The 13,604-nt window shown below is 32.7% G+C and carries 15 protein-coding genes; 1 reads left to right on the forward strand and 14 read right to left on the reverse strand.

Annotation, left to right across the window (positions count from 1 at the left end):
* Positions 1-237 precede the first annotated feature (237 nt).
* Positions 238-2,484, reverse strand: a complete 2,247-nt coding sequence (locus tag ACKI32_RS02655) for a DEAD/DEAH box helicase (RefSeq protein ID WP_407413212.1) — start codon at positions 2,482-2,484, stop codon at positions 238-240.
* Positions 2,484-4,271 (reverse strand): site-specific DNA-methyltransferase, encoded by a 1,788-nt coding sequence (locus ACKI32_RS02660; protein WP_407413214.1) that lies wholly within the window; start codon positions 4,269-4,271, stop codon positions 2,484-2,486. Before ACKI32_RS02660 ends, ACKI32_RS02655 begins: the two co-directional genes overlap by 1 nt.
* Before the next feature lie 143 nt (positions 4,272-4,414).
* On the opposite strand from ACKI32_RS02660, the gene ACKI32_RS02665 reads away from it, so the two are divergent.
* Entirely contained in the window at positions 4,415-5,425 is a 1,011-nt protein-coding gene (locus ACKI32_RS02665; RefSeq protein ID WP_407413216.1) for an HNH endonuclease, read from the forward strand.
* A 6-nt stretch (positions 5,426-5,431) separates the two neighbouring features.
* On the opposite strand, the gene ACKI32_RS02670 is transcribed toward ACKI32_RS02665, so the two are convergent.
* Genes ACKI32_RS02670 through ACKI32_RS02725 form a run of 12 tightly spaced genes read right to left on the reverse strand, consistent with a single transcriptional unit; the run spans position 5,432 to position 13,153 of the window.
* The gene (locus tag ACKI32_RS02670) at positions 5,432-5,698 is read right to left on the reverse strand and encodes a transcriptional regulator (protein WP_407413218.1); all 267 of its coding nucleotides are present in this window, start codon (positions 5,696-5,698) and stop codon (positions 5,432-5,434) included.
* Positions 5,699-5,718: 20 nt separating this feature from the next.
* On the reverse strand, positions 5,719-6,783 hold the full coding sequence (locus ACKI32_RS02675; protein WP_407413220.1) for a hypothetical protein: 1,065 nt from the start codon (positions 6,781-6,783) through the stop codon (positions 5,719-5,721).
* The gene (locus ACKI32_RS02680) at positions 6,773-7,807 is read right to left on the reverse strand and encodes a hypothetical protein (protein WP_407413222.1); all 1,035 of its coding nucleotides are present in this window, start codon (positions 7,805-7,807) and stop codon (positions 6,773-6,775) included. The genes ACKI32_RS02675 and ACKI32_RS02680 overlap by 11 nt, the downstream gene beginning before the upstream one ends.
* Before the next feature lie 13 nt (positions 7,808-7,820).
* On the reverse strand, positions 7,821-8,672 hold the full coding sequence (locus tag ACKI32_RS02685; RefSeq protein ID WP_407413224.1) for a hypothetical protein: 852 nt from the start codon (positions 8,670-8,672) through the stop codon (positions 7,821-7,823).
* Between the two features lie 5 nt (positions 8,673-8,677).
* Entirely contained in the window at positions 8,678-9,628 is a 951-nt protein-coding gene (locus ACKI32_RS02690) for a hypothetical protein (RefSeq protein ID WP_407413226.1), read from the reverse strand.
* 14 nt (positions 9,629-9,642) lie between these two features.
* A complete protein-coding gene (locus ACKI32_RS02695; RefSeq protein WP_407413228.1) occupies positions 9,643-10,242 on the reverse strand; it encodes a hypothetical protein in 600 nt (199 codons plus the stop codon).
* On the reverse strand, positions 10,229-10,498 hold the full coding sequence (locus tag ACKI32_RS02700; RefSeq protein WP_407413230.1) for a hypothetical protein: 270 nt from the start codon (positions 10,496-10,498) through the stop codon (positions 10,229-10,231). Before ACKI32_RS02700 ends, ACKI32_RS02695 begins: the two co-directional genes overlap by 14 nt.
* A 24-nt stretch (positions 10,499-10,522) precedes the next feature.
* Positions 10,523-10,774: a hypothetical protein gene (locus ACKI32_RS02705; RefSeq protein ID WP_407413232.1), complete on the reverse strand. Its 252-nt coding sequence runs from the start codon at positions 10,772-10,774 to the stop codon at positions 10,523-10,525.
* Complete coding sequence (locus ACKI32_RS02710; RefSeq protein WP_407413234.1) at positions 10,771-10,944, reverse strand: hypothetical protein; 174 nt, start codon at positions 10,942-10,944, stop codon at positions 10,771-10,773. Before ACKI32_RS02710 ends, ACKI32_RS02705 begins: the two co-directional genes overlap by 4 nt.
* The gene (locus ACKI32_RS02715) at positions 10,941-11,132 is read right to left on the reverse strand and encodes a hypothetical protein (RefSeq protein WP_407413236.1); all 192 of its coding nucleotides are present in this window, start codon (positions 11,130-11,132) and stop codon (positions 10,941-10,943) included. Before ACKI32_RS02715 ends, ACKI32_RS02710 begins: the two co-directional genes overlap by 4 nt.
* Before the next feature lie 53 nt (positions 11,133-11,185).
* Positions 11,186-11,962 carry a hypothetical protein gene (locus tag ACKI32_RS02720; RefSeq protein WP_407413238.1) on the reverse strand — a complete coding sequence of 259 codons (777 nt, stop codon included), beginning with the start codon at positions 11,960-11,962 and terminating at the stop codon, positions 11,186-11,188.
* A complete protein-coding gene (locus ACKI32_RS02725; protein ID WP_407413240.1) occupies positions 11,963-13,153 on the reverse strand; it encodes a hypothetical protein in 1,191 nt (396 codons plus the stop codon). It lies immediately after the preceding gene.
* Positions 13,154-13,604 lie beyond the last annotated feature (451 nt).

The raw sequence follows: 13,604 nt of genomic DNA on the forward strand, positions 1-13,604 counted from the left end.
TAAAATAAAGGATAGAATAGAAATAAGTCAAGAATAAGCAATATTGTTAAGGATAAATGTGAAATTCAAGGTGACTTATTTCTAATGGAAAACAACATATGGAGTCAATACTGTTTTCTAATTATCTATTTATTTTTAAGATATAAATTATTTTCATCATTAATACAGACTATTAATTAGTTCGTATTATATGGAACAATATTAAAAAATAAAATTGTAAAAATTTACAACCTTAGTTTAACTTATAAAGACTTCAATAGGTTTCCAATAATTTATATCTGTAACATCTTCTTTCCATTCGCTATTTGAGAGATATAATTGATTTCCAACAGCCCTAACAAATCCCCATTTGATTTCAGGATATTTTTCACCATAAATTTTTAATGCATCAAATTTATTTCTTGCATATTTATCTATGTTGTTTGATTGACCGTCTGCAGTCATACCGCCTTTAGCTTCAATAACCCATATGTCATCATTTTGAAGTTGAATAATATAATCTGGGTAAAAATTATATCTTCTAAATGCAACTCGGTAAACTAAACTAAAGAATTCATCACCTTTGTCTCCATTTTTATAAACCCATTTAACAGGATCATATCTTTCACACCAATCTTCAAATACTCTTTCTGTTAATGTTCTATTTGGTGGAAGTAAAATATTATCTCCATATTTGTCAAAAACATTCTTTTCTAGGATTTTAGTACTTTCTATTTTCTTGTGTTGTTTATAATATTGCTGTTTAGGAGTACTCCATTCCATAGTTTTAATTTCTGTTTCTTCAATGTCTCCAATTTCATCTTTACTGATAGTGCTAAAGATTTCTGATAATAAATCTCTATTATTTACTAAAAATGCATTATACTCTCTTAATGTCATTCCTTCAAATATTTTATTTTCTTTTTCATATCTTTTTTCTTCAGGAGATAAAAGTGACATTTGTCCATCATATGGTCCAAATAATACTTTTAAAGCATTACTAGATATATTTTCATCGATACCAATTGCACTAGCAATTTTTCTTTTTGCATCACGTATAATAAATCCATCATCATGATTATTTATTTCATGTTCTCCTGCAAAAATCGTATTTAATTTTTTCATGTCTCGTGTTGTTCTGGCAGTACCTTCAAAAGCTCTAGTTTTTAATTTTGTATCAAATACAAATCCTTTTGTCACTGATAATTCATGCTTGTCTAGAATACCGTTTTCATCTAAATCACATTCTTCTAACATAGAATTTCTAACTACTTCAACAACAGCTTTTGGATTTACTGCATATCTATCATTTCCATCAAGACACTCCTTAATTAAATTAAATGATGGAGCTTCAGATTTAAATTCATATTGATATGTATAAAATGAATCTAATGGTTTTGATGCTAAACCTTCTTTAAATTTCTCATCTAATGTATATAAATAGCAATTATCAAGTAAATCATTATTATAATGTTTTCTTTCAGGCATTCGTCTTATTCTTCCAATAGTTTGAATATTAAATGCATGAGTTCCGCCTTCACGGAGTTTAACAAGAATCTTTGCTCTAGGGCAATCCCACCCAGTAGCTATTGCTTGTTTAAATAATAAAAAAGAATATTGTCCATCTAATTTTTGTATTTCTTCAGGATTATCTGGATGTTTTCCACTAAACCAAGAAGTAACAAGACCGGAGTTTGGACCATATCCCATGTCTTCAAGTTTATTTTCAATTCTTTCTATCCACTCTTCCGAACATGTAGGGAATTGAATTAATACTAACGGCCGAATATTTAATCCCAACTTATCATATTCTGCTTGTATTTCTTGTCTTTTTTTATTAGCTAATTCTAATAATATTAAATCATCATCCATATTATCATGTTCTTCAATTGCTTTTGGGAGATCTTTATTAATTGATATTCCAGATGCAATTAAACCTTCTGCAATAACTTCATCATCATCAATTTCTTCCCGTTCGTCACCTTCACTCCTAGTAGTTGCAGAAATTCTTAAAACATGTACTGGATCAATATTACTAACATATTCTGCAGCAGTTTCTCTGTATTTATGTTCTTCATCAATTATCATGAAAATATCAATATCACTATTATGACAAAATCTAACTTGTGACATTAAATCTTTATATTCCCCTTCTTGTAATACAATATTTGATGATCTATTAATTTTATCCCAATTAATAAAATAAACACAACCATTAGGATTTGTTTCATTAATAAAACTATAAACATCACCATATCGGATACCTGCAATAACTTCACTAAAAGTTTCTTCTGATTGTTTTTGCAAACCTCCTGCTCCAGGACATAACCATAAAAATACAGTATTGGGATTTTCATCTAAATAATCATCAATAAATTTACATGCTAAAACAGTCTTTCCAGAGCCAGTAGGTGCATTTAATACTATCTCTTTATTATCCATGCATTTTCTAAGCAATGCATCTTCATGTTTTTCTTGAAAATCAAATAATTTTGCTTTAAACATTATTCTGCAGCCTCCTTTAATTCTTGTCCGAAGTATTCTCTAGGAATGTATTTAAAATCTTTATTCTTCAATAATTTCAATTCGTCAGCTGTGAAAATGATATTTTGATTGACCCATAATTGTTCTATATTTGGATAAATTTCATCATTTAAAATATAGTTATTATAATCTTCTTTATTCAAGATAACAACATATTTTTCATTATCTATTTCAATATGATGTTCTAATTCAATCATTTCTTTAATATGTAATAGTAAAACATTACTTAACAAGTAATCTTCTGGTTTTCTTGGAGTCCATTCACATTTGAAGTACTTAACATTGGCAGTGAAACCTTCACTCATAGGTTCAGAATTTAAGTATGATCCTGTTAATTCTTCTCCTAATGTGTTAACCCCATTAATAGACCCATAAGTTCTTGGCCATGTGATGTATCTAGCAATTCCTAATTTTTCCCATTCCTCATCACCTGGTTTAAAACCTTTCTTTGTTAATGCTTTTTCTTGTTTTTCTGATAATGCATTATTTGTTACTAAAATACATTTTCTATTACCATTATCTTCTTTATTTAATAAATGCATAGCATGCATTGTTGTCCCAGAACCTGCAAAGAAATCCACAATAGTAGCATCAGGTTTATCACGAACAATAGCTGATATACAATCATATACATTATAAATAGATTTAGGGAAGTTAAAATCATTATGTGGAACAATACTATTAATAAGTTGAGTTCCCCACTTATTAGCATCGTATTTTTTGTGAGACCACACAGTTTTGTATTTACCAAATTTTTTAGCAATATTTATCTCACAAACTCCTTGTCTATTCTTTTTAACTAATAGTAAATCTTTAATTTCATCAACAGTTTGTCTAGCATATCTCCATTTACGTTCAACTCCACCATTATCTATTGGGTAGACAGCAATAATCCCATCGTCTTGAATTTCATTTTTTTCCGGATGAATATTTTCATCAGTAATTACATCTCCAAATCCAATAATTTCATCATCTTTTACATATACCGGATAAAAACAATTTTTAGCATCTGTACGTAGTGATTCAGCCCCCCAATTTCTAAATTGTGATGGTTTAATTTCATCTTCATTCAATTTTCTATCTAAGATGACTTTTTCGCCTTTTTTATAAACAAATAAAGCATATTCATGTGTATATGAGAAATTTTTTCCTTGGACGCCTCTTGGATTATGTTCAACTGTTATACAATCAATAGAATAAGAAATACCAAAAATATCTTCTATTAATAATCGTAAATTTGCTTGTTCATTTTCATCAATAGCACAAATTAAAACACCATCATCTGTTAAAAGATTTTTAGCAATGATTAATCTATTATGCATCATGGATAACCATTTGCTGTGTCTAAAGCTATCATTTTTATCAGCATAATCGTTATTGTATTTCCAATCTCTAGCGCCAGTATTATATGGTGGATCAATATAGATACAATCAACTTTACCCCTATGTGTTTTCTCTAACAAGTATAATGCCTGGAGATTGTCTCCTTCGATGATAAAGTTATAAGGTAAGTCTTTATCTTTGCAGATTATTTTGGTTTCATCAGCACAAAAAATAGGTATTTCCTTTAATAATCTTTCATCAACTTCCTCAGCATGTTGTTCAAATACTAAACCAAATTTTTTCTCAGTTAAAGCATTTTCAATCTCATTAAACGCTCGTATAGACTCATCATCGGTATGAGTTTGTTTTAAATGTTCTAAAAAGTTAATCATTTCGTCTCGTCTTAATTTAGTTAGATTTGTCATACTATACTCCCATTTTATTTGATTAATGATTATTGAATAAATTTAATTTTTCATAACATGTTAACAAATTATAAAACTATATTAATGTCTATAATTTTTTATATAAATGAATTATTATAATACAAGACAATCAAATTCTAATTATGAATTATAATAGAACTAGTATTAGCATATTTGAAGAATTCTTTGCAACATCCTACAAAGATGATGTTTTTAAAATATTGGAACAATATCCTGATGAAAGATCACTGGTTGTAGATTATTTAGCATTAGAAATGTTTGACCCAGACTTGGCTGATTTATTAATCGATAAACCTGAGGAAGTTATTGAAGCTGCACAAATAGCTATTAAAAATATTGACCCTCTTGTTAAAGATGCTGACATTAATATTCGTTTTAAAAATTTGACAAATATAATCCCTTTACAAAATCTCCATAGCAAATATGTAGGTTCTTTCGTTTCATTTGAAGGAATAATTGAAGACGTTAATGAACCTTCAGCCAGATTAAAAACTGCCGTTTTTGAATGTAGAGGATGTATGAGATTACATGAAATAGAACAAGATGAAAGAGCTGAAATTACGGAACCAACATTATGTGGTGAATGTGGTGGAAGATCTTTTAGATTATTTAAAGAGACTTGCACATATGTTAATAATCAAAGACTGATTGCAGGAAATCATAATACTTCTCGTAAAATAGAAGTTATACTGGAAGATGATTTAACTTCATGGGATGATTATAATATTGGCCAGTTTATTAGATTCACAGGAACTTTAAAAACTTATTATAGAAAAAAAGGAAAATTTAACTTTTACGTATATTGTAATCATGTTGAAAGATTAAATGAAGAAGAGTATATTGATGATGTTGAAGAAATAACAAAAGAATACGGTGATAGAGACAGTCCAGAATATAATGCTTGGAGGTCTGAAGTGATACACAGAGATAAAGTTTGTCAATGTTGTGGTTCTGAGAAACATGCTGTAGCTCACCATATCTTTGGTTATGAATATTATCCTAAGTATAGAGTTGACCCTAATAATGGTATTAGATTATGTAAATGGTGTCATGGAAAATATCATAGTCATTACGGTCAACACGCAACTCCAAAAACGTTGATTAAATTTATTAAAAGATTTGGAGTTAAATAATTTTATTTATTCTAGATTCTTAACTATCTCGTCGCCTTTATCTGTTAGTCTGTACAATCTACCTTTTCTAACTTCAGGATTAATGCATTCAACAAGTTCATGTGCTTTTAATTCAGCAAGAACTTTTGAAATATGATTTTGCCTAATTTCTGAATCTTCTGCGATTTTTGAAGGAATTTTTACCTCACCCTCTAAAGACTTCATTACTTTTTTTCGATAGGATGAGATTTGTACATAACTAATTTCTGTTAACATTTCATCTGATAGTTCCATTGTTATCACTTGTTTATTACTTATTGACTTCTTACAAAATAAATAGTATCGCTATCATAGCTGCTTAACGCATCATATGCTGCTTGTGTCATGAAGCGGAATTTACCAAATACACCATATTCAACACCCATATATACCGGCCCTGTTGATTTTGCCAAATACATCTGTATACTTCCGGAATGTTTTAATGGAATTACACTGTATGGATCAAGTGATTCGGTATCCCATGAAGTGCCATTGTATTCTTTTATTGCCATGACAGAGCTTGTTACAATAGCTACACGATAACCTCTTGAAACTCCTGTTGGTAATGTATTTGTAGTTTTTATTTCATCTACTGGTAATTTCCATCCAGCTTCCTCATCACTACCCTCTCCAGTGTCACCTTTAGGCCCTGTATTTCCTGTGTCTCCTTTTACACCTTGAGGTCCAGTATCACCGGTATCTCCTTTAGCACCGCTTGTGCCAGTATCGCCTTTTGTTCCTGTTGCTCCGGTGTCGCCTTTTTCTCCTTTGATGTTTCCTACGTTTTCCCAGGCATTATTCAACCAAACATAAAGAGAGCCATCAACTAGATAGCTATCTCCGGAATTGCCTGTTGGATGTGCGTTTATTAGTTCCTGGTAAGTATTATATGAACCTTTAATAGTAGTAGCAGTACCAGTAGCTCCAGTGTCGCCAGTTGCCCCGGCCGGTCCAGTATCTCCAGCAGGTCCTGTGTCTCCAGTATCTCCCCTAAGTCCTTGTTCTCCTTTTTCTCCAGTTGCTCCAGTCTCACCTTTGTCTCCTTTATTACCTTTCTCACCAGTATCGCCCTTATCACCCGTATCACCTTTTGGTCCTGCAGGTCCAGTATCTCCAGTTTCACCTTTTAAGCTTCCTGCATTTTCCCATTCGTTACCGTTCCAGAAATAAAAATTACCGTTTACTAAGTATGCATCATCAATATTACCGGTTGGATGGTCTGCTATTAATTCTGCTAATGAATCATAGCTTCCTTTTATTGTTGTTCCAACGCCAGTATCTCCTTTAGGTCCAGTGTCCCCTACTACTCTTCCTAAGGATATCCATTCTTTATCCGCCATTGTTTTCTTCCTCCTGTGTCCATGGTTCAATGCTTATGCTTTCAAATTGGATGTGTCCTCCTGCATCATAAATCATTATTGCAGGATAGAAAGTGTCGAATGTTATTTTATCGCTTATGTCTGCTTCATGTGTGAAATCTGTTGTATTTCCATGTCTTATTGTTGCTTTAACATATCCATTATCATAGTACAAATCAAAATAATACATCTGTGAGTCTAAAGTTAGCTGTCCTGTTGTTACATTAACATCCTGTATTACATGATCGGATGTGGAATATTTTAATCCTCTTTTACCAGGATATGCGCCCAATTCTAAAATCTTTGTATCTCTATAATTGCTTAATGATTTTGAATTGACTAAAGCTATTGCATCTCCCCAGCCTTGATTGCTGTCTTTTTTCTGATATAATCCCACACTAATGTGAATTCCATTAGTTCCGCCAATGCCGTTATTAAATACGTTAGGTATTGCCATTACTACTGAAGCTGCTATGACTTCTTTGGTTAGATTATATACTTCTGAATAATCAACTTCAGCCATGTTAAATGTATGGGAAATGTCTGAAGGATATTTTACAATATCATAAGCACTAGTATTATAGTCCCAAGCGTAGTCTTCAAAGCTTTCAAATGGAGCGCAGGTATAATTAATGTCAATAGCTACTTTTCTTCCAACTTTACAGACAACAGTTCCGCTACCGCCCTCAACATAGGGTACAGTAACAGCTGAAATTCCATTACTATTTGTTTTAACTACACTGTGAACTCCATCAATCCACCAATCAACAGGAACTCCAGCGTCTTCTAATGTTACACTATATTCAAATCCTCCAGGAGTAATGAGATTTGATTTTACAATATTCAATATCGGCACTCCAAAAAGCATCATTAAACGTTCTGCGAGTTCAAATATTGTTAATGAATTATCCCACCATATACCATACTCAGTTAATTTGTTTCTAATTTTTGTTCTGGTAGTTCCGAGTCTTGTGTTTTCTAAAATAACATTACTAGCTATACTCACATTAACACCTCCGTTATTCTGGTTCATAGTATATTGTAGTTCTGTTTATCATTCCAGTACAGTATCCACTTTGTTGTATTGAATAACTTGCATACATGCCAAATGTTATTATATCAGAGTTCCAAACATCTCCTGGATCAAAAGTTCCAGAATCTATAACATTACCGTTTGAATCTTTGAATGACCATGATAATTCATAATCATCAGCTTTTTTCAATATTGCCGTTCCGTTAAAGTTTCTACCCACCTCATCAAGATACATTGAACTATTAGATAATCCCCATCTGTCATCTAATCTCCATACTCCAGGATATCCCTCATATAACCCAATGAATACTCCAGTATAACCGTTACTATCCCTATTTGTTAAGGGGTCATTTGAAACAAAAAATCCAATTCCACTGCATCCATATTGTGTTCCAACATCTAATAAGTTGAATTCTATTTTCCAACCGTTATTGTCACCATAATAGTAAGTTCCTGGAGTTGTATTGAATTTTCCAAATACTGCTGCATAATAATCTCCTTGTTCTTCAAACTCATGGGCGGATGTATCTTTCTCATATCCTACAAAATACCCATTATTGCTTGCAGATGAAACATTCCAATTTCCACTTGTTACATTAGCTAATTGGTAAATTGTTCCTAATTTCCCTGCAGTTAAAGGATTCTCAGTATCTTCTGTTTTGAATATTGGAAGTATTTCATATCTATCAATTAATTGATTGATGGTATCAGACTGACTATAGCTAATGCCTGCATTTGTTAATCCTGTTCTCAGATTAGTCCTTAATGTTGTTAATCTTGTATTCATTAGCTGTTCATTGGTTAAAACTTGTGAAAGGTCTGGTGGCGTGAAACTCATATTAATTAGCTCCCTAATAGATTAAGATTGCTTTGTTGTGTGGATGTTATTGTTCCAATACTTGTTTGAAGATCTTGAATAGCTGTAGCTACTGGTGCATTTTTAATAGCATTGGTAGTATCTGTTGTATCTAGTGAACCTGCAAGATTAACTGGCCCAGTATCACCAGTTGCACCGGTATCTCCAGTATCACCTTTAGAGCCAGTATCTCCCTTAGGTCCGGTATCACCAGTTGCACCGGTATCTCCAGTATCTCCTTTTTGACCTGTGTCTCCTTTAGGTCCCCTTATTTCATCAAAATAAATTGTGGCACTTGAGCTTAGTCCATTAAATGTTATTTCCCCATGTGCAGAATCTTTATAAACACTTATGCTTTCTCCATCATCTCCGGTATCACCTTTTGGACCGGTATCGCCTGTATCCCCTTTAGGTCCTGCAGGTCCTGTGTCTCCAGTGTCACCTTTCTCACCTGTTCCGGAACCGCCTGCGCCAGCTAATTTAAAACAGTTAACATAATGATATTCATCTGAATCTGTTACTGGATGTAAGGCTAAAAATTCACCTGAAGAATCTTTAATAGCTCCATCTTCACTTAATTTGATTTTATCTGCCGGTACAATATCAGTAACTCCACTAGCTAGTTTGAGTCTGTATAGTTGGCCTAACACTAACACACTAGCTTTTCTTCTACCGTTATCCATTACTACTGGGTCATTAACGATTATTCCGATTGGTGTTTCGTCGTTACTGCCTGTGTATTTTTTAACCATTTCTTTTCCGATTTCTGATTTGGCTGAAATTGTAACTGTATCTTCAGGATAAAGTTTGGATGTGTACTCATAGCCTGTATCCTGGCCTTTTGCGGTAATTACTTTTTCTGAAGTTATATCTCCATCATCGAGTAAAAATGTAGTTACTTCTTTTCTTCCTTCTAATAAAACGATTTGGTCTGTCATTAACATCCCTCTTTTTACATTAACACTTCATATATGTGGTTGCCTTTTACGTTTGGATTGCATTTGATATTTATTCCGTATTTTCTAGCTTCTGTGCAGAAATACAAGTCTTCAGATAGTACTGTGTCATTATCGTAAATGATGTACTTAAAATAAGGGTATGGCATTTTTTTAAAGACATTAACATTAACGAGACTGATTCCGAGTCCTCCACCTTTAATTTCAAATGGATCATTACGCTGCCATAATGTTTCTCCATAAATCATGTTTTTGTCTGTGTAATCTTTTCCAAAATCAAAGATGATAGTCTGGTCTGTTTTTGTTCTTTTCTTATAGTACCAGCCTAAAGCAATTTCTGATTCGCATTCCAATAGCTTGTTTACTGTATCTTTTGGAACACTAACGTCTGAGTCTATCATTAACACATAATCGAAGTTATGTTTGATAGCTAGTTTTGCTATTTCATTTCTTGCACGTGCACAGTCATAACCCCTCACATAATCAAAGTAAAGGTTATAATTTTTAGGATTTCTTAATCCGAATATGCTTTTAAAGCATTCTGGTTTAATATTCTCAAAGGTGGGAACGGCAATTAAGATTTTACCTTTTTCCATCTACATTACCCTCCAACTTTTCTATTCTATCTTCAAGTTCATCCAAGTTAATCTTGTCTTCTTTTTCGCATCTATATTCATATAAGTCGATTAATGCAACAATAACGATAGCTGTTGTTAATGGTAATAGTCCTTCGATTAAAGCGTATTTTGTTGCATTGGTCATGATGATGTTGATAGCTATTGCAGTTAAAACGGCACTGGAGATTGTTTTGGTGAAATTGCAAAGGAGTATCTTATTCTTTAATTTGTTCATGATAACAATATCCTCCAAAGTATCCTATTTTTCTTTAGGATATCCCAATACTGTTTTAGCTTTTTGTTTAGCGTCTTCAACATCGCCCTCACCTCTTATCCTACTTGCATAATGACTAGCTACGCCTAACACTACCATTAATATGCAATAAGGAATGGTATTTTCGCTAATACCTAAGCTTTCTGAATATAACATGACAATTGGGATAACAGTGACTAAAAATGATGTTAATATGTCAATGTCTTTCCTGTTTGCTTCTATCCATTCGTAAATCATTCATTATCACCTATAGTTATTGCATCTTCGAAATCTTTGTAGGTATGACTGATTATTATTCCGTCAACGCATATCTTTTCTTCAGATTGATAAACTTCTTCAGCGTTTTCTTCTATTCTCATCCAGGACTCGTATTCTTCAGTTGTTTCAAAGTATTTTATGTATTTCATTGTGCCTCCCAAGTTATTGAATAATATAATATTCCATCTTCGATTTTGAATTCGATAACGGGTTTAATTGCATAAGGATAGCCACTATCAACGTATTTAGTGCCGTTCCAGTAAAACCAATGGCCTGTTGATTGGTCTATGTATGGGCCTTTATTTTCTAAAGTTCCGACAAGTTTCCTTATAGTCATGTTAATACCTCGCTGTAATATTATATGTTTTATTATATATTTTATTATTTTGTTTATATAAAGTATACATTTTGACCATCATCACAACCTTCCCATTCCATGTATAATTTATTATCTTCCCAAACAAAGCGCACATCATTAACAATAGCTACATCTGGAAGTTCACAATAAGTAACACCCTCATTATCTTTAACATAATTAGCTTGCGCCATAATATTGGATTCATTAGGTACGATCATATTAACAACATGAGTAATTGGATCCTGTTCGAATGAGCAGTCACCAAGATCAATACAGTTCTGAGATTCAGGATACATTTCCACCTCAGACATCTGACGATAAACTCTGATATAATCAGTATGTTGGTTTTCCGTTAGATTAACGATTGATAATAGTCTTAAGTCGTGTCCTTTGACCGGATTGCACTCACCGTCATTGTCAATGTAGATTCTAGTGTTCGGCAAGATTTCTTTAGGCACTGGCCGTTTAAGTTTTAGTCTGTAAACATCACCAAGCACGGCCACAGTAACTAATGTTAATCCTGAAGTCTTGACCTGAACTTTACCTAAAAGATAACCAAAGGCCAATTCACCCGCTTTAGCTTTTCTAACTATTGTATGTTCCATAGTTGAGGATTCATCTAAAGTTACCATATCACCTACTGCACATTGATTAGCGCAAATCCAAGCCGTATGTTCATCATTAACGTATGTTCTTTCGCCCTCATCAAGCAGGCATGCAATAACATCCATCTTTTCTTCATGGCTTAATCCTGTTGGATATCCACGGCCATGTCCAACAGTTGCCGAATTATCATAATCAATTATCATTTAAAACACCCAATCCCAATTCTTGTTAATTATTTTATCTGGTATATGAAGGCCAGTATCGTCCATGTCATCATCATTAGCATTCCACATTAACGTACTGCCTCTATAGGCCTTAGTATATTCATGACTTCCTTTATATAATCTAATTCCTGTTCTAGTTCTATTTGTTACTGTTACCTGCGGAATTCCATTAGCTGCAAATAATGGAGATGGAAATACAAGTAACCATTTTAAATCAACATAGTTGTAATCTTCAAAATCAGTAGTTGCAAACCAGGAAGGAGCAATCTCAACTTCAGCATAATTATTTTGATATATTTTAGTCGGATTGTTTCTTTGAAATCCTTCAAGATAATCTGAAGTATTGGATGTTCCAGTTCCTACACGGCCATGCATATGGTATTGTTTATAATTTCCCTCCCCATCACTTCCTGAAGAATATGCATCAAAAGAACTGGCCATTACTACAGTTTCGGCTCCGTTAAACATTAGATAGTCCTTATCAGTTCCGGCCCAAATGAAGGATGTAGATTTTATGTCCTCACCATAAGTTGTGAGACTTCCATCAAGCTGCATCATGTAACTTCCAATAGTTGAACCATGATATGTTGCATTATCATTAATATCAACACAACCACCAATTCTTTTAAATCTTGCAATAGTAACACGACCATTGCCTAAACTAGCTCCAGAAGCAAATGTTGAAATTAATGTTGTTGGAGAGGTTCCGTCAATGTTGGGAACAAATCTAGCTCTAAGGAAATGACCTCCATCTGTTGAATCATTATTTGATGATAAACCTGAGTAATTCATGAAAAAGTTTGAGTATGTATCAGAGTTTGCATCAAACATTAACACCTCGCCACCTGTTGATAAAGTGCTGCTGAAGGTTGTTCCAGTATCATAAACATCCAACAATAGCTTTGTAGTTTGTGAGATTATACCAACAGGAACTCTAACCAGGATAGCTGCACCTTGAGATCCATAAGCTGGAATGTATAAAACATTACATTCATTATTGTTTGAGGTTTTGATCTTTAGATTTTTCAAATCACTTCTGAAATAATTGGAGAAAGAACTGTTAGCCAAATTATCCAAGAAGATATAATCATAGTTGGATGAATAGCTACTGCTCCTTTGCGTGTAATTACTCATGACAATATTGATTTGTAATTTTTTCTGCAATGTCATGATTTAATTTTTATTATTTGATTTATATAAAATATGTAATAAAAAAAGTAATATTAACATTAACATTAACGATTCCATATTCGGATTTTGTTTTCCCTTGCACTGCGATATATATGCAAGGGTTGAAACCAAACCAACATTAACAATGCCTGCCGTTAATGTTAAACCCCTTTTCAGATAATTAAAACAAGAAAATTACTTTTGATTTACTGACATTAACATTAACGTTAACGATAGCCAAACCAGAACCAGAATCGACATTAACATTAACAATTCCATATTCGGATTTTGTTTTCTTTTACACTACGATATATATGCAAGAGTTGAAATAAAACTAACATTAACAATGACGGATGTTAATGTAAAAAACACTTCAGAATATTGAAACTAAAAAGTAGCTATTGATTATAATAACATTAACATTAACGTTAACGATAGCAAAACCAGAACC

The organism is Methanobrevibacter sp., assembly GCF_045611865.1.
In the GTDB taxonomy this organism is placed as follows: Archaea; Methanobacteriota; Methanobacteria; order Methanobacteriales; family Methanobacteriaceae; genus Methanocatella.

Excerpts from the sequence above, each read along its gene's own strand:
- ACKI32_RS02655 (WP_407413212.1), bottom strand. The coding sequence starts at position 2,484 with ATGTTTAAAGCAAAATTATTTGATTTTCAAGAAAAACATGAAGATGCA.
- ACKI32_RS02660 (WP_407413214.1), bottom strand. The coding sequence starts at position 4,271 with ATGACAAATCTAACTAAATTAAGACGAGACGAAATGATTAACTTTTTA.
- ACKI32_RS02665 (WP_407413216.1), top strand. The coding sequence starts at position 4,415 with ATGAATTATAATAGAACTAGTATTAGCATATTTGAAGAATTCTTTGCA.
- ACKI32_RS02670 (WP_407413218.1), bottom strand. The coding sequence starts at position 5,698 with ATGGAACTATCAGATGAAATGTTAACAGAAATTAGTTATGTACAAATC.
- ACKI32_RS02675 (WP_407413220.1), bottom strand. The coding sequence starts at position 6,783 with ATGGCGGATAAAGAATGGATATCCTTAGGAAGAGTAGTAGGGGACACT.
- ACKI32_RS02685 (WP_407413224.1), bottom strand. The coding sequence starts at position 8,672 with ATGAGTTTCACGCCACCAGACCTTTCACAAGTTTTAACCAATGAACAG.
- ACKI32_RS02690 (WP_407413226.1), bottom strand. The coding sequence starts at position 9,628 with ATGACAGACCAAATCGTTTTATTAGAAGGAAGAAAAGAAGTAACTACA.
- ACKI32_RS02695 (WP_407413228.1), bottom strand. The coding sequence starts at position 10,242 with ATGGAAAAAGGTAAAATCTTAATTGCCGTTCCCACCTTTGAGAATATT.
- ACKI32_RS02700 (WP_407413230.1), bottom strand. The coding sequence starts at position 10,498 with ATGAACAAATTAAAGAATAAGATACTCCTTTGCAATTTCACCAAAACA.
- ACKI32_RS02705 (WP_407413232.1), bottom strand. The coding sequence starts at position 10,774 with ATGATTTACGAATGGATAGAAGCAAACAGGAAAGACATTGACATATTA.
- ACKI32_RS02710 (WP_407413234.1), bottom strand. The coding sequence starts at position 10,944 with ATGAAATACATAAAATACTTTGAAACAACTGAAGAATACGAGTCCTGG.
- ACKI32_RS02715 (WP_407413236.1), bottom strand. The coding sequence starts at position 11,132 with ATGACTATAAGGAAACTTGTCGGAACTTTAGAAAATAAAGGCCCATAC.
- ACKI32_RS02720 (WP_407413238.1), bottom strand. The coding sequence starts at position 11,962 with ATGATAATTGATTATGATAATTCGGCAACTGTTGGACATGGCCGTGGA.
- ACKI32_RS02725 (WP_407413240.1), bottom strand. The coding sequence starts at position 13,153 with ATGACATTGCAGAAAAAATTACAAATCAATATTGTCATGAGTAATTAC.